This window comes from Bacteroidota bacterium (assembly GCA_016706255.1).
GTDB lineage: Bacteria > Bacteroidota > Bacteroidia > Chitinophagales > BACL12 > UBA7236.
The window spans coordinates 541,714-567,894 of the sequence record JADJJZ010000006.1; the positions used below are offsets into that span (position 1 = coordinate 541,714).

Consider the following 26,181-nt stretch of genomic DNA (forward strand, 5'->3'; position numbering starts at 1 on the left):
TGGTCAAGCCATTCTATTTCGTCATTTTGTCTGTATTAATAACTATCGCGTCACCGTCAGCGCATGAACCAATTACTACATACTTTTCGTATTCAGATTCAAGAAAGTCGTATTGGGTAGTCAGTTTATTTATACCTTCATAAAGATCATTGGTGTTTTTGCAAACGATAAAAACGGTGCTGCCTCAACCGGTAGTCCAATGTTGGTTAAAAAGTCTATTGTGTCAGGCTTGAGATTTAAGTTTCTAAGACTGTCTTTGTCGATTGGAGAAAGCTTGTCGCCTGTTGATGTCCAAATATTTTTAAATTGGTCTGAAGTCATTTTACGCTTGCTGTTAACGTTTGCGTTTCTGCAGCGGTGACTTTCGAAGCCGCGGCCTGTCCCACGAAACAAAAGTGTTGAACGAAGATAAAACTTTAAATCAACAGGTCACAGCACCAATGCAGAAACATACTGTTATACGCAGTTAATTTATACGTCCCACTTGTTTTGAAACTTGTATATACTTGTCAGACATTATAAAATCTACACAGTCGTTAATCATTTGTCTTAGAGTCCTTTTTCATTTTCAATTATTTTTGTCCCCAGTCCGCACCATTTATTGCAGAAATAATTTTTGATTCTAACGCTGACCGAATTCCTATTTCTTTTTTTGTCTAGTAGCAAACTTCAGGGTAAGGCAAATTGTCGCGTTTCTCTAAGTATGCTTTTTGCACAAATTCTATTTCAAAAATTTTAGATTCTTTGTCCATCATTAACAATGTCACTGAACCACCGTCCATCCAAGCATGAACCTCCTCAATAGTCAATTGTCCTGTAGGGTTGAATAATCTATCCATATATTAATCAAGCACGACGTTTTGGCGCTTGACGAAAAAGCGGATTTCGAATCACTAAATTGTCTGGCAGCCCTATTTGATACGAAGCACAAAGCTACATTTAAGTAAAGAACCCACTTTTTTGCCAAATGCAGGATATGTGCCTCTATTCGTTGCATATGTCAATTATTTTATGACTTTTTTGTTTCCAAGTATTTGTCCTTATGTTAAGTTGGTAAATGTGTTCACCTAAACCACAAACGCCTGCAGGCACGTACGTAATCAAAGTGTTGCTCTTATTTTTTATTTTTGACGGAAAATAAGTCATTGAGTCCGTCAAGAATTTATTTAAAGTGAATTTATTGTCTATGCCTTGCAAGTAATAGCTATAAAATGTCCCACCATTTCCACCAGAATCATTGATTACTGCTATGTCGTCTTTATTATCAAAGTTTAGGTCAGCAACTATTAGGTCGCCATAATAATTATCAACTACTTCTTTGTCGAGATTAATTTTGGTAGAGTATGAAATAACATTTTTACAGTTCATAAAAACGTCCCTGAAATAAAAGTGCGAGCTTACTGATATATTATCAATCACTTTCTTTGTGGTCTTGTCTGTAAGGAACAATTTAACAATACAGGAGTCATGATGCTCTTTGGAATTTGTGTGTCGCTCAAAATTAACTTTAATGTCAAACTGTTCAGATAGGTTCAAGTGCTCACACGCTGTACTTGTAAAGGAATCGTATATTGACATAGGTTTAGTCATAGAAATTATTGAATCAGTATTTTCAAACTGTTTAGATTGTTTTGTTGAACAACTGTAAATTAATATTGTTAATATGAATAGTGTTTGTTTCATTTTAGTGGCACATAACGTTTTGGCACTTAGCACAAAAGCGGATTTAGAAGCACTGAATAGTCTGCCGGCACTTACCTTACTAACAAGCACAAAGCTTCATTTAACCGCTGATCCCGCTTTTTGCTAAGCGCCTGTTAGGGTAGGTTTTATAAATACAAAATTTATATTAGAAAATAAGGCTGGGTCTTGAATTGCAATCATTACAACTCAGATTTTTCCCAGAAAATTTCTAATTCATTATTAGCGCAAAATGCTCTTTCAAGTATGTTCACCAACTCATTATCTGCTCCGTTCTCACGGAATGTTCAATATGCTTAGGTCTAACCAATATTCCTGATCATCTTTACTTTCTTCCTCAAGTTGATCAATTAGAAATTGTAACTGCATTTCATTAATTAAGCCAATTTCCTGGTTTGTCTCTTTGTTTTTTAATTTGTACATCATTAAATTAGATTTTAAAATTATTGTTTGTTTCGTTTTTTAGAGTGGTCTCTGGACTCCACTATTATTGTTTGTGGAAAATTAAATTCATGAATTGTCGATCTGAATTGTTAGTCGAATATTTCTTGCCTCAATATGTCTTTTAAATTTGCACTTAACGTTTGTGTTTATGACGGCAGGTTTTCGAAGAGCGTCACTGCCCCATTTTGCTGAACGAAATTAAGAAAACAAAACTTAAAACCTACACATCACCCCAAGCTGGCATAAACATTTTGTTACCTGCTGTTTCTAGCACTACCAAAATTTCCAAAAAGGTCTTTTGTCGTCCTTTATTTCCGATAATATTTGAACAACTCTTTCTTCCCCCCAATCCTGGTCATCAGGTATCTTCTTCCAGTCAATATCTTTTATTTCTATCCGTTCATCGGCTGACCCCGACCAATCAACTTTGAATCCATTCTTCCTTAGTTTTCAATAATTTTTTGCTATCAGAATCGCTTCATTGTTCTCCTCAGCTGTTAAAGCCAAGATACAAGCTCCTTGATTCTGGATCAACCGCTCTTCCCAAATCTTGAGAATGATAATAGCAAAAACCTACTGCTTTAATTCCAAGCTCATCAAGTCTCTCTATTGTCTCCATACAATCTTCCTCACCGTCTGATCTTGTAAAACCCCACATTGTGCAAACAAACAATTCTTTCAGATATAAGCTCATCGAATATTTTAGCAAGCCGTTCGAAGTCGGTAGGATGTGTCCAGTGAAGACTTTCACTTTGATGTTTTGAATACCTATCCGATATTTTATCTTAAACCAAACCCTCGTCAAAATCACTTTCGTCATAAAACATTTCTCGAATACTTTCAAAAGTTCGTCTTCATTCTCAAAGCCAAACTTTATGTCGAGCTCTAATTGGTCAATGGCTTCTTTCTTTATTTCACTCTGTCATATCTAGTGGCTAATCAATGAAATAGCTGGTAACGTTATAGATTTGCGATAGACGGGCGGTTTTCCATTACAAATGTTCATTCTAAGATACAAACTTTCTGTAACCACAAAACCGTTCAGGAGCGGTAAGCCCCGCCTACGTTAAAATGTGCTGTTATGCGTAGTAGTCCTCAGTCCCGATTGGCGTCAATTATTTTTTTAACGAATTCTCTTCCATTAGTCAAACTTTCATCACCTCGAAATTCACTTGTTTCGATTGTTCCGTCATTAAAGACTTCTATTTCGAGTCTTGCCCCAACAATTGTTACACAAATCATTACGGAATTGTCTCTGGTACGTTCTAATTGATAGTAAATTTTGGCGCTGTCAAGTTCTTCCAATATCTAATAGAGTGGGTGATTGCTTTTGATGGTTTTCAGTTTCTTTATTATAAAACCAATCACATAGTCTGGCTGAGTAGTAATGGAAAGGTCTTTGTTTTTGACAAGCTCTTTCAAAGCCTTCTCAACAGTTTTCCACTCTTTCAAAGATTTATATTCAACGTATGGTGACTTCATGATTTACAATTTATTCGGATACGGATGGTCTTCCTTTACGCGCTAACGGTTTGCGGCTACCCGAAGGGCGGGACATTTACCACAAAACTTGATTTTGAAAACTAATGTTTGATTAACCACAAAACTGTCCTTGGAACACAAAACCCCGCCTTTTGGGTAGGTGCTGTTATGCGTATGGCGTTTCTGTTCTGTCATAGTAAGTTTGTTCTATCATTGCTGTCCTTAATTTCTCATATTTTTCTTTAAGTTCTTTTGGTGGTTCTTGACCACAACAATATCTCATTTTTCTTGTCGTAATTTGTCAAACTCTACTTTTAGGTCGCTACGTTGTGGAAATAAATAATTCTTGAATTTGTATTAATGTGTCCGCCAAATTCTGTGCAGAGTAATAAACTGTCACGTTAGCTAAACTGTATTCTTTTGCTTTTCAAGTTCTTGCAACTGAATTTTTAATTGTCCGATTATATTATAGAAGTCGTAAATTAAGTTTATTGAGTCAGAGGAAAGGTAAAGCATATTGTCTGCAATGTCTGTGTGGCATTTGCTTACAGAATTGTCAAACTTTTTCAATGCGTCATTTATACAAGAAGTGTCAACACACGTTCCTGATAATGAAACGTGCAATTGTTGAACATCAAAAAGTATTTTGGATAAAGAAGCATAAACTTTTTTCTCCTGTTCACGAATATCGTCTTTGGATTTATACTGCAAATCGAGATTTTTTTCGATTCTCTTTAATTGTCGGTTATTGCGATTTGTTAACCACAATATTCCCAATGGCAGAAATACGCCAGTCAAAATAATATTTACAAGGCCAGGGTTATTGTCAAGAATGTGTTTGAGTGTTTCGTTCATTGGTTTAAATATTTTTTCTGCGAATTACTGACCACCTCGGTTCAGGCACCATTTCAAAATCTTTGCTATGCGTTAAAAAGTAAAATGTCATTTCCGTTGAGCCAATATTTGTTATTCGTATTAAAGTCATTCCGTTTAATAAATGGTCGTGACAATTTTGACTTGATACTTTTAATTTATTCCAAGAAATACTATTGTCGGCTGTACCTTTTATTTCATAATTCTCAACAACACCATTTATTGAAGTTGAAAGGTCAATTCCGTTTCGATTTGTAATAAAAGTGGTCGTGCCATTTATTGAAAAGAAATACAACTTTGCTATTTCAACTGCCAATTTACCAACGCCGCTTTTTTTTTCCAGTGTTTGATAAAGTGTCACAAGCCGTTAAGTTGGTCTTGAGTTATTGAAAAAATTATGTGTCGTCATTTTGTTCTGTTGTCTTTACGCTTACGCATAACAATATATTTGCGAATATACAAAATTCCAAAATACGAATCTGAAATACAACTCATTGATTATCAATAATAAAAATTGTAGTTTTTTGGATATACAAATTGAAGTAAGTTGCGCAAAGCCGTTTTGGCAAGTTGTAATAGGGCCTCAAAAGTTTAACCTAGCCGGGCCGCAAAAGAAAAGCCCGCAGACCTGAGGAACGAAGGGACGAGGACTTGGAGCGGAGGGCCGGCAGCGATGTTGTGGGTGTGGGGGATGTTGATGCTTCAAATTCAGGATATTACCATATTGTCGAGCAGTCGCACGCCGTCTACTATTACGGCGGTTATGATGACAATTCGGTTTGTTGGGGTTTCGGGGTTATGGGTTTTAGGTTGTCGGCGTTGAGTAATAAAAAATAATCGACGTTGAAGCCTTCGAGTGTGTTGAGGGCTGCTGTTGCAGCGTGTTGAATTTCGTGCGGGGTAAGTATGTTGACCATGGTAGCTGCATATTGTAAGCTGGCGTAAATGGCACCTGCTTTTTGGAGAATTTTGGGGTTGAGGCGGACATTGCGGGAACTCATTGCCAAGCCGTGGGGCTCGCGGTAAATGGGGCACATGACCAATTCTACCGGCATTTTGAGGCTATTGATGAGTTGCGTTAGGATGAGGCATTGCTGAAAATCTTTTTGTCCGAGAAACAAAATATCGGGACGGGTTATCTCCAGTAATATCTTAACCACCTGGGCTACACCGGCGAAATGCCCCGGCCGGCTTGCACCTTCCAGCTCCAGGTCGAGGCCGGCGAGATCAAATTTATCGGTCACTTGGGTAACCGGACCATAAATATCACTCGCTTCGGGCAGATATAAGATGTCGCAACCCGCAGCTTCCAGCATTTGGATATCCTGCTCGATTGGACGCGGATACTTTTCTAAATCTTTGGGGTCGTTGAACTGTGTCGGGTTCACAAATATGCTTACAATGGTGATATTGGAGCGTTTTTTGCTTGTTTCCACCAGCGAAATATGCCCCTGATGCAGGGCTCCCATAGTGGGGAACGAAGCCTATTTTGGCCCCTTCAGCCTTTAATCGGGTGCTCAAAGGGGTGAGTTGGTCGCGTTGTTTGATTATCTGCATGCTTAGTGGTTTAAGGGTTTTAGGCGAATTTACCGTGGTTTTAACAAAGTTTGACTTTGGGTTGCATAAGTAAATTCTAAACTATATTTTGTAATTTTGCAGCTTCAAAATTAAACTTCTGAGCAGACTTAAGAAGTAAACACTTCGCAAAATAACCTAACAGTCAAGTAACTAGTTATATATGGACAAGAAAAGAGTGTTGATCATCACCCAGGAAATGCAGCCTTACTTAAATGGGACCGATATCGGGAATATAGCAAGGGAATTACCACAATACGTTCAGGATAAAGGAAATGAAATCAGGGTTTTGATGCCGCGTTACGGTGTAATCAACGAACGCCGTCACCGCCTGCACGAGGTTGTGCGCCTGAGTGGAATGAATATTATTTTGAATGATGATGATTATCCGCTGATCATTAAAGTTGCTTCTGTGCCCGGCGCCAGAATGCAGGTTTATTTTTTAGATAACGATGACCTGTTTAAGCCAAAATACGTTTTTCACGATGACAATGAAAAATCTTATGAAGATAACGCCGAACGTATGGTGTTTTTCTGCAAAGCAGCGCTTGAAACGGTAAAAAAATTCCAGTGGGCACCGGATATTATTCACTGCCACGGCTGGATGACCAGTTTGATTCCGCTATACATTAAAACAGCTTATAAAAATGAGCCGGTATTCCAAAATTCAAAAGTGGTTTACTCGATGTATAAAGGTGCATTTGAAGGTCATTTAGATAAAGCGAAATTTTTAGAAAAAGCACCTATTAATACCATGGTTGAACCTGAACACTTAAATGCGTTTAAAGATTACGACCATCTTGGATTAAGCAAAGGTGCTGCCGCATATGCCGATGGTGTTATTATTGGTAGTGCAGTTATTGAAAAAGAAATCAGCAAATATCTTAAAGCGCAAGGTAAACCGTGCTGAATTTACTGAAGAAGAATACCTCGATAAATACGCTGAATTTTATGACAATTTAGCTCCAATAATTTCAAAATAAATCCGTTATAGGCAGGATGAACAAGGTTGTGTATTTATTGATTGGCGGTTTGATTGTGTTAGCAGCATCGTGCCGAAAAGATAATTTTATTGGTGAAGAATTACTACCCGAAGAAGACTTCTTAAATTCAACAAGGGTTGATACGTTTAAAATGATAACGTATACCGATTATGATGATTCGGTAGTTACCAGTCAAAATCCGTTTTATGCACTCGGCAGTATGACCAGCGAATTTTATGGTAAAGCAACTGCAGGCATTTTTGCACAGGTGGTTTTACCGGCCAACAATTTATTTTTTGGTGATAATCCGCATGTTGACTCTGTAGTGCTAACTTTAGATTATGCTAGCTATTACGGCGATACCACTGCCACACATTGTGTTTCTGTTTATCGTTTAACAGAACCGATGCGCAATAACAGAAATTATTATTCGAATCAGCAATTTCATCACCTCAATATTCCTGTCGGCAAAAAAAATGAATTCTTGGCAAAAACACGCGATAGCGTAACACTTGCTGATGGTTCACTTTGGGAGCCACATTTACGTATTAATTTATTTGATGCGTTCGGACAAAATATTGCTGATTTAGATTCCAGTGTGTTGGAAAATGACACTACCTTTTTACAATATTTACAAGGTTTATATATTGCAGCAGATACACTTACCGATGGTTATTCACGTGGTATGATGTATTTTGATATGTCGTCTGTAATTTCCGGTGTGCGTGTTTATTACAGCAATTCGGAAGCGGATTCATTAAGTGTATTATTTCCGTTTGCAGGTGTAAAAACAAATTATTTTACCAATAATTTTCCGGTTGAAACACCGGCTTATCAGGCGCTTGCAAATCAGGATACCACCAATGGCAATGCTGCAACTTATGTAAAAGGATTTACCGGTTTGCGTACCATAATAAAATTACCTACGCTTACCGATTTACAGGATGTTTCGATTAATAAAGCAGAATTAACTTTTACTGCAGTGTATGATGATGGCAGATTATTTAATCCGCCACCGAAATTATTATTAATTCCGCAAGATTCACTTGGTCATAATACTTACATTGTTGCATTTTACAGTGAAGAATATTTTTCTACGATAATTGATGATAATTTAGGTCAAACCAGTATTGGTGGTACTTTATTAAAATCGATATCACCGGAAACAGGAAGAACAATTTATCAATATAAATTTATCATAACACGTCACGTTCAGGAAATTTTGGAAGGTTCGCTCGATAATAATGGATTTGCATTATCGGTTGTTCCCGGAAACAGAATTCCGAATGCAGTAACTTTAGGTGGAGTGAATTCACTTAGAGATACTTTTAAACCTTATCTCACAATTACATACACTACGATAAACAAATAACATCATGTGTGGTATAGTTGGTTACATCGGGCATCGTCAGGCTTATCCGGTAATTATCAAGGGTTTGCACAGACTGGAATATCGCGGTTACGACAGTGCCGGGGTAGCATTAATTAACGGTGATTTACGCGTTTATAAAATCGCGGGAAAAGTTACCGAACTCGAAAAAGAAACGGCAGGTAAAAATGTGGAAGGCACCTGCGGAATCGGACATACACGATGGGCAACACATGGTGAGCCAAATACAAAAAATGCGCACCCGCATGTTAGTGAAAGTAAAAATCTCGCCATTATTCACAATGGTATTATCGAAAATTATGCTTCACTAAAAACGGAATTGATAAAACGTGGTCACCAGTTTTTATCGGATACCGATACAGAAGTTTTAATACATTTAATAGAAGATATTCAGCTCAACGAAAAAACAGATTTAGTTGAAGCGGTTCGTATTGCATTAAATCAGGTAATTGGTGCTTATGCAATTGTTATTGCATCGAAAGATGAACCGGATATGCTGATTGCTGCACGCAAATCGTCACCAATGGTAGTTGGTATTGGTGAAGGTGAATTTTTTCTTGCTTCAGATGCTACTCCATTAATTGAATACACCAGAAATGTGGTTTATTTAAATGATGAAGAAATTGCAGTTGTTCGTCGCAATGAAGAACTGGTAATTAAAACAATTCATAATGAAGCTATAACACCTTACATGCAAAAATTGCAAATGCAATTAGACATGATTGAAAAAGGTGGTTACGATCATTATATGCTCAAAGAAATTTATGAGCAGCCTAATTCAATAATGGATAGTATGCGCGGCCGTTTAATTGGCAGTAAAAATGCCATTGTTTTGGGGGGGATAAAAGAATACGAAAAAAAATTAATTAATGCCAAACGCATCATCATTGTTGGTTGCGGAACTTCATGGCATGCCGGATTGGTTGGCGAATATTTATTTGAAGATTTAGCGCGTATACCAACTGAAGTTGAATATGCAAGTGAATTCAGATATCGCAATCCTGTTATTAATGAAGATGATATTATAATTGCCATTTCACAAAGTGGTGAAACTGCAGATACTTTAGCAGCAGTTGAATTAGCAAAAGCAAAAGGTGCAACCATATTTGGAATTTGTAATGTGGTTGGTTCATCCATTGCACGTGCATCGCATGCAGGTTCATATACACATGCGGGACCGGAAATTGGTGTTGCTTCTACTAAAGCATTTACTGCTCAGGTTACGGTATTAACGATGATGGCTTTAAGTATTGCACGCAAACGTGGTGTATTACCGGAAAGTAAATATCAGAGTATTGCAATTGAGTTAAGTAAAATTCCTGAAAAAGTTGCGCAGGTATTAAAATCGAACGACCATATTAAAGAAATTGCGGAAGAGTACATGGATGTAAAAAACTTTTTATATCTGGGTCGCGGATTTAATTTTCCGGTTGCTTTGGAAGGTGCACTAAAATTAAAAGAGATTTCTTACATACATGCTGAGGGTTATCCTGCAGCAGAAATGAAACATGGTCCTATTGCATTGATAGATGAAAATATGCCTGTTGTTGTTGTTGCAAATAATATGAGTGCGCACGATAAAATTGTGAGCAATATCCAGGAAATAAAAGCGCGCAAGGGTCGTATTATTTCTATCATCTCTGAACACGATACGGTAATAGAAGGTATGTCGGAACACGTAATTCGTATACCCGAAACCGAAGAAGTTTTAACGCCGTTATTAAGTGTAATTCCACTCCAATTATTAGCCTACCACATTGCAGTCCTCCTAAACCGCAACGTTGACCAACCGCGGAATTTAGCGAAAAGTGTTACTGTAGAGTAAATTGCTAATTGAACAGCCGATTGATGTACCAATGTACCGATGTGCGAATGTACCAATGGAACAGCCGGGTTTTGAGTGAGAATTTAATTCGGAGCTCCCGTTGGGGTCAATCAATATTGACCCGTGATGAAGTATAATTGGAACGACCCAATTTTGAGTAAGATTTTAATTCGTAGCTCCCGTTGGGGTCAATCAATATTGACCCATGATGAAGTATAATTGGAACAACCCAATTTTGGGCAAGATTTTAATTCGTAGCTCCCGTTGGGGTCAATCAATATTGACCCGTGATGAAGTATAATTTGAACAGCCGGATTTTGAGCGAGATTTTAATTCGTAGCTCACGTTGGGGTCAATCAATATTGACCCATGATGAAGTATAATTGGAACAGCCGGATTTTGAGCAAGATTTTCATTCGGAGCTCCTGTTGGGGTTAATCAAAATTAATTTATTCTCGTTATGGGAACCACAAAGGACACAGAGAAACAGCACACGGAGTTCACAGAGAATTATTCGTTAATTTAAATTTTACACATAAAAATTAAATTAATTACTATAAATAAAATTTTTGTTCAAAATCCTCCGTGCCCTTTGTGTGCTGTTTCTCTGTGTCCTTTGTGGTTAAAAATAACGAACAAGTAAAATTTTACTCATCATTTCCCTTCAATCGAAAAACCCCATCAGCTAATTTGCTAATCGGCTAATTTGCTAATTAAGAGCGAGATTTTTATTTAGAGCTCCGGTTGGGGTTAATCAAAATTAATTTATACTCGTTAGGGGAACCACAAAGGACACGGAGAAACAGCACACGGAGGTCGCAGAGAATGATTCGTTAATTTAAATTTTACACATAAAAATTAAATTAATTACTATAAATAAAATTTTTGTTCAAAATCCTCCGTGCCCTTTGTGTGCTGTTTCTCTGTGTCCTTTGTGGTTAAAAAAATAACGAACAAGTAAAATTTTACTCATCATTTCCCTTCAATCGAAAAACCCCATCAGCTAATTTGCTAATCAGCTAATTAGCTAATTAAAAAGTCTCACTTCGCAGCAGCAAATTTCCCTGCTACCACATCCCAGTTAATTACATTAAAAAATGCAGCTATATAATCGGGGCGACGATTTTGGTAGTGGAGGTAGTAGGCGTGTTCCCATACATCCATTCCTAAAATTGGTGTGCCTTTTACTTCTGATACATCCATCAAGGTATTATCCTGATTTGGTGAAGAGGTTACTGCTAATTTTTTTTCAGGTGTAACAATGAGCCAAGCCCAACCGGAACCAAAACGTGTTGCTCCTGCAGCGGCGAATAATTCTTTGAATTTATCGAAACCACCTAAATCGCGGTCGATGGCTGCTGCTAAATCACCTGTTGGTGTTCCACCTGCATTTGGGCCCATTACTTCCCAAAATAAGTTGTGATTATAAAATCCGCCACCATTGTTGCGAACAGCAGGAGATATTTTAGAAACATTAGCAAGAATTTCTTCTATACTTTTATTTTCCCATTCAGTACCGGCAATCGCATTATTCAGATTAGTTGTATAAGCTGCATGGTGTTTGTCGTGATGAATTTCCATTGTTCTCGCATCGATATGCGGTTCCAGCGCGTCGAAAGCGTATGGAAGAGGTTGTAATTGAAATGCCATAGTTTATTGAGTTTTAGAATTTAGAAATTTGTTAATCTTCGTTGCATTTACAACAGAAGCGATAAAGATAAAACAGCAATTAAAAAATCAGGTTCGTTTAAAGAAAAATTAATTTACTTCAGCGTTTGCCAATAAAAAATTTCTTGAGCAAACTTTGTGCATGTTCGGCCCCAATACCTTGTTGCACTATTGTTTTGGGGTGAAGAATATGTTCATGTCGCGTAAAACCCATTTTCGGGTCGGAGGCGCCATAAACGATGCGACCTACCTGAGCCCAATAACTGGCTGCAGCGCACATGGGGCAAGGCTCCAGCGTTACATAAAGGGTGCAGTCGGGTAGGTATTTTGCGTTAAAATGGTTACAAGCGGAGGTTATTGCCTGCATTTCAGCATGTGCAGTGGGATCTGACAGCCTTTCCACTAAATTGTGGGCTTTGGCAATTATCTGATGCCCCGCCACTATAACTGCCCCAATCGGCACCTCGTCTTCCTGCAGGGCCTTTTCCGCCATTTTTAGGGCCTCTTCCATAAAAAATGCATCCGGATCCTTAATTATTCCCATGGCATAAAGGTAAGGGCTTGTGCTAAAACAGCCATAATTTTCGTTAACTTTTCATTTTTATCGCTAAATCGATATCTAAACCCAATTTTCATAAACCCTAAACGTCCTGTAACTTTTAACTCATTTCCTTCATTCATCCTTAAAAAGTCTTAATTTATCTAAAACTTTAAAAGGCTCGTCTTTTTTGAATTAATTTTAACCCGTCATGAGAAAATTTTCCATCATTGCCATTTTAGTTGCAGTTTCAACCGGTGTTTTTGCTCAAACTACCATTTCGCTACAGGACGCTATCAACAGGGCAACCGACTATAACCTTCAACTCAAACAAGGTGCTGCCGGTGTTGAATTTTCTGAAAAAGCTGCCAATCAAAGTCGTTTGTTATTGTTGCCTAATCTTAACCTCGGAAGTTCGTATTTCTGGAATTTTGGATATACGGTTGATCCGGTAACCAACTTACCGCTTGCCAACAGTTTTCAGAACAATGGTTTTCAGGCTTCGTCATCAATGAATTTATTCAGCGGCGGCAGCATCAGCAATACCATTAAAAAAAGTAAAACCGATTTACAGGTTGCAGGAATGAATTATAAAGAAGCTGTAGAAAATGTGCAGTTTCAGGTAATTGTTGCTTACCTCGCAGTAATGTTTGCAGAAGAACAATTAAAAATTGCAGACCAAAAAATAAGTACTACACAACTGCAATTAAACAATTCAAAAAAACTTGCTCAGGCAGGCAGTATTCCCGAAGGCAATTTACTTACTATTGAAGCACAATTAGCGCAGGATGAATTAAATCAGATTCAAGCGCAAAATCAGGTGGATAAAACTTATCTCGATTTAAAATTATTGTTGCAGATGGATGTAACTGAAAATATCCGCATCGCTTATCCTGATGTTGCTAAACTGGAATATATTTTAAATGCTCCGGTGCCTGATGCATTAACCGTTGCTAATTATGCTATTGCAAATAAAGCAAGTATAAAAAAATATGAGTATCAGTTAATGAGTGATGAACTCAATAAAAAAATTGCCGGCGCAGGTGCTATGCCAACATTGAGTTTAGTTGGTCAGGTTGGAACTAATTATTCCAGTGCAACTTATCCGCCAATAATTAATGAAGCCGACCCTTACGGAACACAAATAAATAATAACCTGAGTGAGGTGGTAGGTATTTCATTACAAATTCCGATTTTCAATAATGGTCAGGTGATGTTGAACAAACAAAATGCCGACCTTACTTTAATTAATACCCAATTGAATCAGCAAATTGCCGTTAATACCATGCGTCAAAACGTAACGCAGGCAATTAATGATTTAAAAGCAGCCATTGCAAGTTATGCAGCAGCAGAAAAAAATATGGCTGCAGCAGTGAGCGCATTTGAATTTGCTGAAAAAAAATTCAATATGGGCACTGCTTCTTCATTTGAATATACCAATGCAATAAATATGAAAGCCCAAGCAGAATCATCTTTAGTGCAGGCAAAATATGATTTGATTTTCAAGGCAAAAATTATTGATTATTACCTTGATAAACCTTTAGACTTTTAAATAAACAAATATGCGCTCGTTAAAAATTTTAGGAATAATTGTAGTTCTATTGATCATCGTGTTAGTACTCGGCTCTAAACAGGGTTGGTTTAATGGCGGAGCAAAAACAATGGTAACCTCTGATGTTGTTGAAAAAAGGAATATTGTAGAAACTGTTACTGCAAGTGGTAAAATTTATCCGGTAACACAAGTGAGTATTTCTGCCGAAATTTCTGGAGAAATTGTGGAGTTGCCGGTAAAAGAAGGTGACAAGGTGAAAGAAGGTGATTTATTAATGCGCATAAATCCCGATTTATATGAAAGTCAGGTTGAGCAGGCACAAGCAGGTTTAGATAATACAAAAGCACAATTATCAAGCGCAAGAGCTCGTGTATTACAATCTAAATTACAATTCGACAACGCAAAAATTTCATTCGACCGCAATACACAATTATTAAAAGATAAAGTGATTTCTCAAATGGAATACGAGCAATCGCAATTGGCTTATGAAACGGCGAGAGCAGAATATGGTATTGCACAGGAAAGTGTAACTGCAATGGAGTATACTGTAAAAAGTAGTGAAGCGATGTTGCGTGAAATGCGTAATAATTATAAACGTACATCGATATATGCTCCTGCTAATGGAACTGTGGTGGGATTAAATAAAAAGAAAGGCGAAAAAGTATTGGGGACTATTCAAATGACCGGTGACCAGTTAATGAGTATTGCCGATTTAACACAAATGGAAATTCAGGTAGATGTTAGTGAAAATGATGTATTAAGAATTGATGTAGGTGACACTGCAGATATTGAAGTTGATGCTTATTTAAATCGCAAATTTAAAGGTGTGGTATTTCAAATCGCCAACTCTGCAGGAAGTGGAAGTATTTTAAGTGCTGTGTCTGACCAGGCTACTAATTTTAAAGTAAAAATTTATTTATTACCTGAATCGTATGCCGATTTAATGAAAGAAAGTGCCGGTAAATATCCATTTTACCCGGGTATGAGTGCAACGGTTGAAATTAAAACCGATGTTGCAAGAAATGTATTATCTATTCCTATTCAGGCAATCACAACGAGAGAAGATACCACCGATACCAATAAGGATAAAAAAATAAATGAAATTGTTTATATCGCCGATGGTGATAAAGCAAAAGAAGTAATTGTAACTTCCGGTTTGCAGGACGATAATTTTATTGAAATTAAATCAGGACTTAACGACGGTGATAAAATTATTTCCGGTCCTTACAATACCATTACCAATGTGTTGAAGGATGGTGATTTAATTAAAGTTGAAGAGAAAGAAGCGGCAGTGAAGGAATAAACCGCTGCCCCACAATCGTCATGCTAATCTCATATTTACGGTTTCCATAAAACCATTTATGGAAACCGCCGTAAAACAGTACCATAACAGTAAAACTCATTGTTATGGCACATGTAGAAACTTCCCGTTCAGCCGCAGTTGGTAAACACAACAGCCGCACAACACGCAAACCAATTTTTGTCGACATGACTCCCATGGTGGACTTAGCATTTTTGCTGATTTCATTTTTTATGCTCACCACGGTTTTGGAAAAAAATTATGCAATGGATTTGAATATGCCGGCAATTCCGGAAAATCCAATGCCAATTTCAAAAAGCAGAACGATGACCATTATTGCTGATAAAAATAATCAGCTCTATTATTATAATGGTGAAAAGCCTGACAATTTGGTGTCCATAAATTACAATCAAAATAGTTTGCGTTCATTATTAATACAACGTATAGCGCAACAACAGGCAGCGGATCCGGATAAAGGATTAATATGTTTAATAAAATTAAGTGATGCAGCAGATTATGACGATATGGTGCAATTGCTTGATGAAATGACCACCACTAAAGTGCCAACCTATGCCATTCAGGAATTAACTGAGGAAGAAAAAGCCGCCTTAGCAGGAATCCAAAAATAATTTTAATGATGATTATGGAAAAACGGCTACACTTTCATCACAATTCTAAATTCACTGCTATGAACACTTTAAAAAATTATTCTAATGCCAGTATCGATGATATGGTATTTGAAAACAGAAACCAGGCTTACGGTGCATATCAATTACGCCGCGATTCATCATCCCGCCACCTTGCTATTGCTTTGTTTGTGGGTATTTTATTAACCTCAGTTGTAACAGCTTTTAGTTTGAATAATAAAAAAGTTGTAGCAAATGATTTGGATGATATAATAGACTGCCCTATGGTACCGCTAGATATCACTAAAGTTGAATTACCAAAATTAGAATTGCCAAAACCGATTCCACAAGAAGTAATTCCGATGGCCACTCAAAAAATTTCTTGAATTTAAACCGGTGGTTGACGATAAAGTTATTGTTGACGATGTGCCTACAATTGATGATTTAAAAGGAAAAATAATCGACAAAGTTACCACTGAAGGTCCGAAAGTGGATGTGCCTATTATTAAAGAAAAAGTAATTGTGAGCGAACCTGTTGTAAAGCCTAAAGAGGTATTAAAATTCGCAGAACAAATGCCGGAATACAATGGTGGATTTTTGGCTATGCAGAAGTACTTACAAAAAAATATACGCTATCCGCAAGCAGCATTACACATGGGAACTACAGGAATAGTATATGTAGAATTTGTGATTGAAACCGATGGCGCTATAACAGATGCAAAAGTTATTCGCGGTATTGGTGATGGTTGTGATGAAGAAGCGTTGCGTGCTGTAACCAATATGCCAAAATGGGTTCCGGGAAAACAAAATGGTCAGGAAGTTCGTGTAAGAACTACCGTTCCGATAAAATTTGAATTAGAAAATTAAGTTGAATATTTTAATTGAGTTAACAAATCAGGTAAGCCTTCCGTTACTTTTCGCGGGAGGCTTTTTTATGTAAAGATGTTAATGGTTGAGATAAATTACACTTCATGGATACCTAATTTTCGGCATCCTATTTCGCTGGCTTTTTGTTCAGCGCGTTTTTTACTGTAGTCGATATCTTCAGCAATGAGTTCGGTATCTAAAAATAAACCCATTTTATACATGCGTTTACCTTTTAGTTCGTGTTCTTCTATGAGGTCGAATTTAATATCGCGGCCATTTTTCTGGGCCCATTCAATTATTTTGCTTTTAAAATTGATCACAACACTTTCCAATTCAGCGATTTCATAGTGTGGAATCAGGATTTTATGCATAAAAAACTTACTTGCCTTGAGATACCCCGCATCAACATAAATTGCTCCAACCAAGGCTTCGAGGGCATTTCCCAGTACATTGCTTTTAGTAAGATCGGTTCCGCCTTTACGAATTTGCATCATCTCACCTAAACCAATTTTCATGGCAACGCGGTTTAACTGTTCGCGGCTGACAATCTTACTCCGCATTTCGGTAAGGAAACCTTCTGTTTTGTACGGATATTTTTTAAAAAGGAAGTCTGCAATCACCAAATCAATCACTGCATCGCCTAATAATTCGAGGCGTTCGTTGTTGGTATGTACTGAATTATGGATAGAACTATGCTGAAAAGCGAGTTTGTATACATTGTGATTAATGGGAGCTAATCCGGTAATACTTTTCAGTTTTCGGCAAAAGACCTGTTCGGGCCCCAAATTACAGTTGTAAAATTTACGGATATTCGACAGCAAGCAATTAGCTACTTAACTTTTTAAATATAACAGAAGCATTGTGACCACCGAATCCGAAGGTATTGCTCAGAACGGCATTTAATTCACGGGTTTGTGCTTTATTGAATGTTAAGTTAAGTCTCGGATCGAATACAGGGTCATCATTAAAATGGTTAATTGTTGGAGGAATTATACCATTGTTGAGTGCAAGTACGCTGGCAATAGCCTCAATAGCGCCTGCAGCACCCAGTAAGTGACCTGTCATGGATTTGGTTGAGCTGATGTTCATTTTGTAAGCATGCTCACCAAAAACAGTTTGTATCGCTTTAATTTCCTGTGGGTCGCCAATAGGGGTAGATGTTCCGTGTACGTTGATATAATCGAGTTCTTCGAGTTGCATTCCTGCATCGCGAAGGGCGTCTTTCATAACCAACTGAGCACCGAGCCCGTCAGGATGTGGGGCTGTCATATGATAAGCATCGGCACTCATACCGCCGCCCATATATTCAGCATAAATTTTTGCGCCTCGTTTAATAGCGTGGTCGTAATCTTCAAGAATTAGCGCACCGGCACCTTCACCCAATACAAATCCGTCGCGATCAACATCGAATGGACGGGAGGCGGTTTGAGGCGAATCGTTGCGTTCACTCAGGGCTTTCATGGCATTAAATCCACCCACACCCGGCGCTGTAACAGAAGCTTCAGAACCACCGGAAATGATGATATCGGCGCGTCCCAAACGAATACAGTCGGCGGCGATAATAATGGAATGTGTAGAGGAAGCACAGGCAGACACCGTAGCGAAGTTTACGCCGCGGAAGCCATATCTGATGGAAATCATACCCGCTGCGATATCACTAATCATTTTCGGAATGAAGAACGGGTTGAATCGTGGCGTGCCATCACCTTTGGCAAAGGCGAAAACCTCTTCTTCAAAGGTTTTGATACCACCAATACCACTGGCCCAGATAACACCTACACGGTCAACATTAACTTCATCCGATTTGATTCCTGAATCCTGCACGGCTTCTTCAACTGCTGCAATAGCATAATGAAGAAACGGGTCCATACGGCGCACTTCTTTTTTCTCTATAACGCTCGTAGGGTCGAAGTTTTTAACTTCACATGCAAAGCGGGTTTTGAAGTTGGTAGCGTCAAAACGGGTGATAAAATCAGCTCCGCTCTTGCCTGCTACCAACCCCTCCCAATACTCACGTACAGAGTTGCCCAGGGGGGTCAATGCCCCTAAACCGGTTACTACAACTCTTCTTGATGCCATAAGAAGGATAAGAATTACTTAACGTGTTCTTCGAGGTAAGCAATAGCGTCACCAACTGTGGTAATGCCTTCAGCCTGTTCATCAGGAATAGAGATATTGAATTCTTTTTCAAATTCCATAATTAACTCTACTGTGTCTAATGAATCAGCGCCTAAATCATTGGTAAAGCTGGCTTCCGGAACTACTTCGCTCTCGTCAACACCAAGCTTGTCGATAATGATCTTTTTTACTTTTTCTGCAATTTCTGACATTGTTTTAGGTTTTAATACTCCCCTCAAAGGGAGGAATTGTTTGAAAATAAAGTGCAAAGATAAAGGAATGTATATGGATTGTGCAAGTGTGCAGTAATATAATAGTTGTATCTTACCTTTGAGGCATCATTTTTTTTCAAATTGGCGAAGCGAAAACTTAAAATAGACCCGGAATTCAATTTTATCCTCATTGGCATCGCAACACCCCTGCTGGACTACCGTATGGCCTGGTTTATCAACCATGTTTTATTCAAACAACTGGCTAAAACCGACGATTTGACCATCACCGACCCCCAAAACAGGGTGCAAACAGCCTACGGGCGTTTTGACTATCAGGAGGAGCTTACCAAGTCGGTTTTTCATCTTGTACAAAACAAACAAGGGGCATTTTGCCTCATTCCGGAGCTTAAGGAGCTCGATTACCTGCTTTTAGTGAAAGGAGAATATTATCGCCCCAGAAAAAATGAAATGGTAAAAAAAATACGTGCTATTGAACAAATTCAGGCCGTAGTTATTATTGATGTTGAATCACTTAAGTCGAAAAACAACCTCATATTTGAGGAAAATTTGAAAAAAAATTAAAAAGGCATATTCTTAATAAATAATTACAATAGATGAAACGAGGAGGAAACAAAACAAAAATTATTGCCACTTTAGGCCCGGCCAGCAATAATTTTGAAATGATCGTAAAGTTGATCAGCACCGGTGTTGATGTGTTCAGATTAAATTTTTCGCATGGCACACACGAAATTCACAAACAAACCATCGACCTCATAAAACAGGCTAACCGCGAATTAAATACACATGTTAGTATTCTTGCCGATTTACAAGGCCCGAAAATTCGTTTGGGAGAGTACTTCCGCTTACAGTTTTAAAAGAAGGCGATACTTTCGAGTTTACCACTTCACCGATGATTGGCAACAATAAAATTGCCTACATCACGTATCCGAATTTCCCGAGTGATGTACGTGCTGGTGAAACTATTTTGATTGATGATGGTAAAATTGAATTGAAAGTACTGGAAACCAATCAGAAAAATCATGTTATTACGAAGGTGGTTTTTGGCGGACCAATTTCTTCAAAAAAAGGAGTGAATTTACCGGATACACAAGTTTCTATTCCTTCACTCACAGAAAAAGACCACGCTGATTTATTATTTGCACTCGATCATGGTGCAAACTGGATTGCGCTTTCTTTTGTGCGCAAAGCAGATGATATTATTCATTTAAAAAATATTATTCGTCATCATGGTAAACATGCCAAGGTAATTGCCAAAATTGAAAAACCGGAAGCATTAAAAAATATTGATGGCATTATTGATGCAACCGATGCAATAATGGTAGCACGTGGCGACCTTGGTGTTGAAATGCCGGTTGAATTAGTACCATTTACACAAAAAGACCTTTGTCGTAAATGTCTCGAAAAAACCACTCCGGTTATTATCGCGACACAAATGATGGAGAGTATGATTGAAAATGCACATCCTACACGTGCTGAAGTAACAGATGTTGCCAATGCAGTATTAGATGGTGCAGATGCAGTAATGTTAAGTGCGGAAACTGCTGCGGGAAAATATCCGGTAAAAGTTATTTCAACCATGGTGCGGATTATTGAACAAGCAGAAAAAGAAGAAATCGTTTTCAATCGCAGACATCAGCCGGATAAAAATTCAAAAACATATTTGAGTGATGCCATTTGTTTTAATGCATGTAATATCGCCGAAGAAGTGCATGCTGCTGCCATAATGGGGATGACCAAAACAGGTTACACCGCATTTATGGTTTCCAGTTGCAGACCGAAAGCAAAAATTTATGTGTTTACAAATAATGAAGAAGTAGTAAACATCTTAAATTTATTATGGGGCGTTACCGCATTTTATTACGATGGCATGCGCGGCACAAATAATACATTTAAAGAAGTGCAACAACATCTTGCACATATCGGCTATTTGAAAAAAGATGATGTGGTAATTAATTTAGGTACCATGCCTGTTAAGGAAATGGCAAGAACGAATACCTTGAAGATAAGTGTGATACAATGAGGGATGAGTGATGAGGGATGAGTGGTTTTTGTTATTGAGGGAATTATGTTTATTTATTTTACATTATTCGTAAATTAAAATTTTCATAACAGCCGGAACCGCAAAGGCTCAAAGGCCGCAAAGTTGCACTAAGATTTTAATACAATTTACTTAGCGTTACTTTGCGGCCTTCGTTTCTTCGTGGTTTTGGCTGTTCGTTTAGATGGGAGGTATTGTGGTTTAATTAATTAACCGCTTGTATAAAAATTATAATAGTATCGATACATTAACAGTTTAGCAGTCATCACTCATTATTCATTACTCATGTCCGCTTCGGCGGACAACTCATTTTATGAGGGATGAGGGATTCGAAAGGAGAAAATTATGTTTATAACTCCCCCTTTTTTCTCAAATAGGCATTTATTTAAACAGCCGGAACCACGGAGGCCCCAGAGAAAATGCACACAAAGTTCACTGAGAATTTCGGCTAAAAATGATATTTATAGTGATTAATTTTCAATAAATTTTGTAATTAAATTTTTTCGAAAAATTCCTCTGTGTTTCCTCTGTGGGCTGTTCCCTTGGTGTTCTCGGTGGTTTCGGCTGTTAAATAGGAATTAAATGAGTATTGTGTGGTTACTCGAAAAGAGGGAATTATATTTATTACTTCCCCTTTTTTCTAAAATAGGCATTTATTTAAACAGCCGGAACCACGGAGGCCACAGAGAAAATGCACACAAAGTTCACGGAGAATTTCGGCTAAAATTGATATTTATAGTGATTAATTTTCAATAAATTTTGCAATTAAATTTTTTCGAAAAATTCCTTTATGTTTCCTCTGTGGGCTGTTCCCTCGGTGTTCTCCGTGGTTTCGGCTGTTAAATAGGAATTAAATGAGTATTGTGTGGTTACTCGAAAAGAGGAAATTAATTTTATAATATTTCATTATTCCAAAATTGAACATGAATAATTCACGATTTCATTGTTTGTAGTTACCACTCATCACTCATCACTCATCCAACATCACTTTTCCGGCAAAAAAACCGTAACTTAGTAACTAATACTTAAATTATGTGGAAAGAAGCAAATAACACCCTCTCAAAAACATTCAAATTCGCCAATTTTATTGACGCATTTGCATTTATGACACGTGTAGCGTTATTGGCAGAAAAACAGGATCATCATCCTAACTGGAGTAATGTGTACAATACTGTTACTATAAATTTAAATACACATGATGCGGGAGACGTAGTTACCGAAAAGGACAGGAAACTGGCGGCGGCGATTGACAAGCTTTTGGCGTAATATAATACCCTAATTATTTTTATTACTTCCAAAATTGAATTAAAGTAATTCTATTTCAGAATAAAAATTAATTTAGATTCATGAAATAAATGCGTTTTTTAAATTAAACTGATTAAATTATTTAGCTTTTGCCAAGTAATCCTAGTTATTTTAATAACTGTCTTTTATATTAACTTTTAAAATATATTTCAACTTGGATTTGTGCAATTAATAAAAGTGAAACGTTCTTAAAAATTATTTATGGTTTGCTACATTTTAGAACTAGTATGTTTAATATTGAATCTAAGTTAAATTATTTTAATTTATGCTAAACTTAAGAATATCTTAAGAATTGTAGGGCTATTTTTGAGAAATATTTTATACGATGGATAAGAAAAATAAGATAGCTGAAATTACTCTACTGTTTTGGCTGATGAAGGTTGTTTCTACAACACTAGGAGAAACTTTAGGAGATTATTTGTCTATGACTCTAAACCTGGGTTATTTAAATAGTTTATTTATAACACTTATTATTTTTTTGGTAGTTGCAGCAGTCCAGGTTAGACTTAATCAATATATTCCGATAGTTTTTTGGTTTGTTATAATTTCAACAACGACACTTGGAACCGAAATTTCCGATTTTTTGGATCGCACATTACATCTTGGTTATACCTTAGGCAGTTTTTTGCTACTTTTATTATTGTTATTATCGTTATTAGGATGGTTTAAAAAGTATCAATCTCTTGCTGTTTTTCCAATTACAGATAAAATCAAAGAGTGCTATTTCTGGATTGTGGTTCTATTCTCAAATAGTTTAGGAACTGCTTTTGGGGATTTTCTGGGTGATTATTTAGGATTAAGTTATGTTCAAGGCGCGATAATAACTGCATGTATAATTTTATTTGTTTATATTTTACATAATTTTAGTAAAGTGAATCATATTTTACTTTTTTGGATTGCGTTTATTTTTACAAGGCCATTTGGCGCTACTTTTGGTGATTTATTAACAAAGCCTCAATCAAAAGGCGGGATGGCCTTAGGTACTTTGAATGCAACACTAGCTGCTGCCACAATCCTATTAGTTTTAATTGTAGTTGCTCATTTAAGAGTGAAGTGGAAACTACAAATAAAAGGTTAATTCGACTAAAATTTCTCTCAAAATATGAAAATCCTTATTGTTGAAGATGAAAAATTGTTAGCAAGCGCAATTCAAGCGTATCTAAAAAGTGAAGGCTATATTTGTGAAATAGTAAAGGAATTGTTTATTGCTCGCCAAAAGGTGGATATTTACCTGTATGATTGTATATTAATAGATATAGGTTTGCCCGATGGTAATGGACTGGAGCTCATTAAAGAAATAAAAAAAATACAACCAACTACAGGTATTATTATCATTTCTGCTAAAAATGCCATAGATGATAAGGTTTTGGGACTAGAATTAGGTGCTGATGATTATTTGTCCAAACCATTTCATTTGGCGGAAATGAACGCAAGAATTAAATCCCTAATACGACGACGCCAGTTTGATTCCCTTAATGAAATTGTGTTTAATGAAATTAAAATTTTTCCCGAACAATATGCGGTTAAGGTAAATAATAATGATTTAGTGCTTACGAAAAAAGAATATGCCTTGCTCATTTTCTTTATTGCCAATAAAAATAGGGTGCTTAAAAAAACTATTATTGCAGAACATTTATGGGGTGATAATATTGACATGGCTGATAATTTCGATTTTATTTACACGCATCTGAGTAACCTTAGGAAGAAAATTGTAGACGCTGGAGGGCTCGATTATATTACATCCGTTTATGGTGTAGGATATAAATTTACTGATGAAAATAAACCGGCATAAGTTATGAAACTATTACATGCCATTAACTTTCGGTTTCTGTTAATTTCATTTGGTGTTTTATTAGCAGGAGGGGTAATATTTTACTTTATTCTTGAAAACATTTTAGATAATCAACTAACAGAGCAACTCCAGCAGGAAAAACAACAACTCGAATCCAATTTACTCAACGGTAACTTAATTAGTACTGATGTTATACATCCTAATATTTTCATAAAACCTGCCCCAGCTTTGTTTCCCGAATATTTAACAGATACCTTACTTTACAATGATAGAGAAGAGGAATATGAACCACATCGTCAATTGTGTTTTGCCCTCCAAAACCAATTCGGCATTTACGCGATTACTATTTCCAAAACCTTATTTGAAAAAAAGGACCTCATTTTTACAATAGCATGGATAACAGTATTGATAGCCATTTTGCAGCTGCTTTTGCTTTATTTTGCTATGGGCTATTTTAATAAAAAACTATTTGCCCATTTCTTTTACACGCTCGAAGAAATGGATAAATACAAGCCCGGTTTTACCAAAGATATTCAATTGCATAGTAGTGATATACATGAGTTTGGAATGCTAAATCAGTCATTTTATGATATGCATACTAGACTAAGTAATGAGTTTGAAGCACTTCAAGCATTTACCCAAAATGCATCACATGAATTGCAAACCCCTTTAGCCGTTATCCAAAGCAAGATTGAAATTTTACTGCAATATAAAAACCTGCTACCAGAGCAGTTTAAAATGTTGGATGAAATGAGTAGCAGCATAATCAAGTTGAGTAAAATTAATAAACAATTATTACTGCTTACAAAAATTGAAAGTAATCAATTTTTGAAATCTGAGCAGGTAAATTTTGGAAAAATTATACAAGAAAAAATAAGTGAACTTACTGACTTCCTGCCGTCGCGAAATATTTCTATTCATTTCCCAGTGGAAGAAGCATGTATGGTATTTATGAACGTTGTATTGGCCAGTATACTGGTAAATAATTTACTTTCAAATGCAATTAAATACACTACAGCAGACTCGGTAATAGCTATAAAGTTATCGGCATCTGCACTTGAAATAACAAATCCTGGCCTGGTAAGATTGGAGGATAAAAGGATTTTTGACCGTTTCTACTCGAATAGCACAAATGAAGACGCCACGGGCTTAGGGTTGGCTATTGTTAAACAAATTTGCGAACTGTATTCCTTTAAACTAAATTATGCCTTTGAGCGTAACGTGCATAAATTTTCTATTGCATTTTTATGAAAATAACACACTTTAGTTGAAATTTATTTTTGCTCTTAAGTTTTTCTAAAGGTTCACTAGCGATGTTTGTATCATAAAAAATATTGATTATGAATAAAACATTTTGTTTAATTTTAGTGGGCGGAGTATTCATCGCTGACTTTGCAAGTTGTAAAAAATCTACAACTTGTGGTGTTGCAAGTGAAACTGCAAATGCAATAGATTCTACAACGGTGCCAATAGCTGTAAGAGACAGCTTCCACTTTCAGTATCCTGCCATTGACGCACAATGGTATTTGGAAGAACCTGACTATGAGGCATCCATTTTAATGGGAAGTGTTAAAGCTACTATAATTTATTCTGCTGGTGCGGAGCGGCTTCAAATCGAAACAGAAATTGGAATAGCTGACTTGCCGTCAAATGTTGCAAGTGTTATAGCGGCAAACTTTGGTAGTTACACCATAAAAAGTGCTGCTAAAATTGAAGACCTTAAGCTTGTTAGTACAAAATACGAAGCAGAAGTTGAAAAAACAGATGCGCACTACGATTTAATTTACGATGTAAATGCAAATTTAATTGATCAAATTGATTTGTGTGTTGAACTTCCAGACTAATTTAAATAAATTAACAATCAAAAAATA

The 26,181-nt window shown here is 36.8% G+C and carries 27 protein-coding genes and 1 pseudogene; 15 read left to right on the forward strand and 13 right to left on the reverse strand.

Annotated features, from left to right (window positions below; all coding sequences use genetic code 11):
- Positions 1-656: 656 nt before the first annotated feature.
- The 7 genes from IPI65_11015 to panC form a co-directional block, all read right to left on the reverse strand.
- Positions 657-839 (reverse strand): hypothetical protein, encoded by a 183-nt coding sequence (locus IPI65_11015; GenBank protein ID MBK7442042.1) that lies wholly within the window; start codon positions 837-839, stop codon positions 657-659.
- 145 nt (positions 840-984) lie between these two features.
- Entirely contained in the window at positions 985-1,773 is a 789-nt protein-coding gene (locus IPI65_11020; GenBank protein MBK7442043.1) for a hypothetical protein, read from the reverse strand.
- A gap of 204 nt (positions 1,774-1,977) precedes the next feature.
- Complete coding sequence (locus IPI65_11025; protein MBK7442044.1) at positions 1,978-2,127, reverse strand: hypothetical protein; 150 nt, start codon at positions 2,125-2,127, stop codon at positions 1,978-1,980.
- A 1,326-nt stretch (positions 2,128-3,453) separates the two neighbouring features.
- Complete coding sequence (locus tag IPI65_11030) at positions 3,454-3,627, reverse strand: hypothetical protein (GenBank protein MBK7442045.1); 174 nt, start codon at positions 3,625-3,627, stop codon at positions 3,454-3,456.
- Between the two features lie 405 nt (positions 3,628-4,032).
- Positions 4,033-4,482: a hypothetical protein gene (locus IPI65_11035; GenBank protein MBK7442046.1), complete on the reverse strand. Its 450-nt coding sequence runs from the start codon at positions 4,480-4,482 to the stop codon at positions 4,033-4,035.
- Positions 4,483-4,486: 4 nt separating this feature from the next.
- A complete protein-coding gene (locus IPI65_11040; GenBank protein MBK7442047.1) occupies positions 4,487-4,861 on the reverse strand; it encodes a hypothetical protein in 375 nt (124 codons plus the stop codon).
- A gap of 400 nt (positions 4,862-5,261) precedes the next feature.
- Positions 5,262-5,969, reverse strand: a complete 708-nt coding sequence (gene panC, locus IPI65_11045; GenBank protein MBK7442048.1) for a pantoate--beta-alanine ligase — start codon at positions 5,967-5,969, stop codon at positions 5,262-5,264.
- 269 nt (positions 5,970-6,238) lie between these two features.
- Here panC and IPI65_11050 point away from each other — a divergent pair, with 269 nt between their 5' ends.
- The 3 genes from IPI65_11050 to glmS all read left to right on the forward strand — a co-directional run bounded on the left by IPI65_11050 (position 6,239) and on the right by glmS (position 10,273).
- Positions 6,239-6,985 (forward strand): glycogen/starch synthase, encoded by a 747-nt coding sequence (locus IPI65_11050; protein MBK7442049.1) that lies wholly within the window; start codon positions 6,239-6,241, stop codon positions 6,983-6,985.
- Between the two features lie 89 nt (positions 6,986-7,074).
- Entirely contained in the window at positions 7,075-8,430 is a 1,356-nt protein-coding gene (locus IPI65_11055; GenBank protein MBK7442050.1) for a DUF4270 domain-containing protein, read from the forward strand.
- 4 nt (positions 8,431-8,434) lie between these two features.
- A complete protein-coding gene (glmS, locus tag IPI65_11060) occupies positions 8,435-10,273 on the forward strand; it encodes a glutamine--fructose-6-phosphate transaminase (isomerizing) (GenBank protein ID MBK7442051.1) in 1,839 nt (612 codons plus the stop codon).
- 1,041 nt (positions 10,274-11,314) lie between these two features.
- Here the strand turns inward: glmS and IPI65_11065 are convergent.
- The 3 genes from IPI65_11065 to IPI65_11075 all read right to left on the reverse strand — a co-directional run bounded on the left by IPI65_11065 (position 11,315) and on the right by IPI65_11075 (position 12,622).
- A complete protein-coding gene (locus IPI65_11065; protein ID MBK7442052.1) occupies positions 11,315-11,923 on the reverse strand; it encodes a superoxide dismutase in 609 nt (202 codons plus the stop codon).
- A gap of 118 nt (positions 11,924-12,041) precedes the next feature.
- Positions 12,042-12,485 carry a nucleoside deaminase gene (locus IPI65_11070; GenBank protein ID MBK7442053.1) on the reverse strand — a complete coding sequence of 148 codons (444 nt, stop codon included), beginning with the start codon at positions 12,483-12,485 and terminating at the stop codon, positions 12,042-12,044.
- A complete protein-coding gene (locus IPI65_11075; GenBank protein ID MBK7442054.1) occupies positions 12,476-12,622 on the reverse strand; it encodes a hypothetical protein in 147 nt (48 codons plus the stop codon). The genes IPI65_11070 and IPI65_11075 overlap by 10 nt, the downstream gene beginning before the upstream one ends.
- Before the next feature lie 68 nt (positions 12,623-12,690).
- Between IPI65_11075 and IPI65_11080 the strand changes: the two genes are divergently transcribed.
- The 5 genes from IPI65_11080 (at position 12,691) to IPI65_11100 (ending at position 16,824) form a co-directional block, all read left to right on the forward strand.
- A complete protein-coding gene (locus IPI65_11080) occupies positions 12,691-14,031 on the forward strand; it encodes a TolC family protein (GenBank protein ID MBK7442055.1) in 1,341 nt (446 codons plus the stop codon).
- Between the two features lie 10 nt (positions 14,032-14,041).
- A complete protein-coding gene (locus IPI65_11085; GenBank protein ID MBK7442056.1) occupies positions 14,042-15,334 on the forward strand; it encodes an efflux RND transporter periplasmic adaptor subunit in 1,293 nt (430 codons plus the stop codon).
- Positions 15,335-15,438: 104 nt separating this feature from the next.
- Positions 15,439-15,960 carry a biopolymer transporter ExbD gene (locus IPI65_11090; protein MBK7442057.1) on the forward strand — a complete coding sequence of 174 codons (522 nt, stop codon included), beginning with the start codon at positions 15,439-15,441 and terminating at the stop codon, positions 15,958-15,960.
- Between the two features lie 5 nt (positions 15,961-15,965).
- Complete coding sequence (locus IPI65_11095) at positions 15,966-16,343, forward strand: hypothetical protein (protein MBK7442058.1); 378 nt, start codon at positions 15,966-15,968, stop codon at positions 16,341-16,343.
- Positions 16,344-16,353: 10 nt separating this feature from the next.
- The gene (locus IPI65_11100) at positions 16,354-16,824 is read left to right on the forward strand and encodes an energy transducer TonB (GenBank protein MBK7442059.1); all 471 of its coding nucleotides are present in this window, start codon (positions 16,354-16,356) and stop codon (positions 16,822-16,824) included.
- Positions 16,825-16,919: 95 nt separating this feature from the next.
- Here IPI65_11100 and rnc read toward each other — a convergent pair whose 3' ends face one another.
- From rnc to IPI65_11115, 3 genes are read right to left on the reverse strand one after another with little or no spacing between them, the layout of a single operon-like run.
- Positions 16,920-17,645, reverse strand: a complete 726-nt coding sequence (gene rnc / locus IPI65_11105; protein MBK7442060.1) for a ribonuclease III — start codon at positions 17,643-17,645, stop codon at positions 16,920-16,922.
- A 4-nt stretch (positions 17,646-17,649) separates the two neighbouring features.
- The gene (gene fabF, locus IPI65_11110) at positions 17,650-18,903 is read right to left on the reverse strand and encodes a beta-ketoacyl-ACP synthase II (GenBank protein MBK7442061.1); all 1,254 of its coding nucleotides are present in this window, start codon (positions 18,901-18,903) and stop codon (positions 17,650-17,652) included.
- Between the two features lie 14 nt (positions 18,904-18,917).
- Positions 18,918-19,154 (reverse strand): acyl carrier protein, encoded by a 237-nt coding sequence (locus IPI65_11115; GenBank protein MBK7442062.1) that lies wholly within the window; start codon positions 19,152-19,154, stop codon positions 18,918-18,920.
- Between the two features lie 141 nt (positions 19,155-19,295).
- On the opposite strand from IPI65_11115, the gene IPI65_11120 reads away from it, so the two are divergent.
- The 7 genes and pseudogenes from IPI65_11120 (at position 19,296) to IPI65_11150 (ending at position 26,154) form a co-directional block, all read left to right on the forward strand.
- Positions 19,296-19,736 (forward strand): IPExxxVDY family protein, encoded by a 441-nt coding sequence (locus IPI65_11120; protein ID MBK7442063.1) that lies wholly within the window; start codon positions 19,296-19,298, stop codon positions 19,734-19,736.
- A 32-nt stretch (positions 19,737-19,768) separates the two neighbouring features.
- Positions 19,769-21,195, forward strand: a pseudogene (gene pyk / locus IPI65_11125) (pyruvate kinase).
- 1,050 nt (positions 21,196-22,245) lie between these two features.
- Positions 22,246-22,479 carry a 4a-hydroxytetrahydrobiopterin dehydratase gene (locus tag IPI65_11130; GenBank protein ID MBK7442064.1) on the forward strand — a complete coding sequence of 78 codons (234 nt, stop codon included), beginning with the start codon at positions 22,246-22,248 and terminating at the stop codon, positions 22,477-22,479.
- A gap of 364 nt (positions 22,480-22,843) precedes the next feature.
- The gene (locus IPI65_11135; GenBank protein MBK7442065.1) at positions 22,844-23,596 is read left to right on the forward strand and encodes a hypothetical protein; all 753 of its coding nucleotides are present in this window, start codon (positions 22,844-22,846) and stop codon (positions 23,594-23,596) included.
- A 24-nt stretch (positions 23,597-23,620) separates the two neighbouring features.
- A complete protein-coding gene (locus IPI65_11140; GenBank protein ID MBK7442066.1) occupies positions 23,621-24,310 on the forward strand; it encodes a response regulator transcription factor in 690 nt (229 codons plus the stop codon).
- A gap of 3 nt (positions 24,311-24,313) precedes the next feature.
- Entirely contained in the window at positions 24,314-25,561 is a 1,248-nt protein-coding gene (locus IPI65_11145; GenBank protein ID MBK7442067.1) for a HAMP domain-containing histidine kinase, read from the forward strand.
- An 89-nt stretch (positions 25,562-25,650) separates the two neighbouring features.
- Positions 25,651-26,154, forward strand: a complete 504-nt coding sequence (locus IPI65_11150; GenBank protein MBK7442068.1) for a PepSY-like domain-containing protein — start codon at positions 25,651-25,653, stop codon at positions 26,152-26,154.
- The last annotated feature ends 27 nt before the right edge of the window (positions 26,155-26,181 follow it).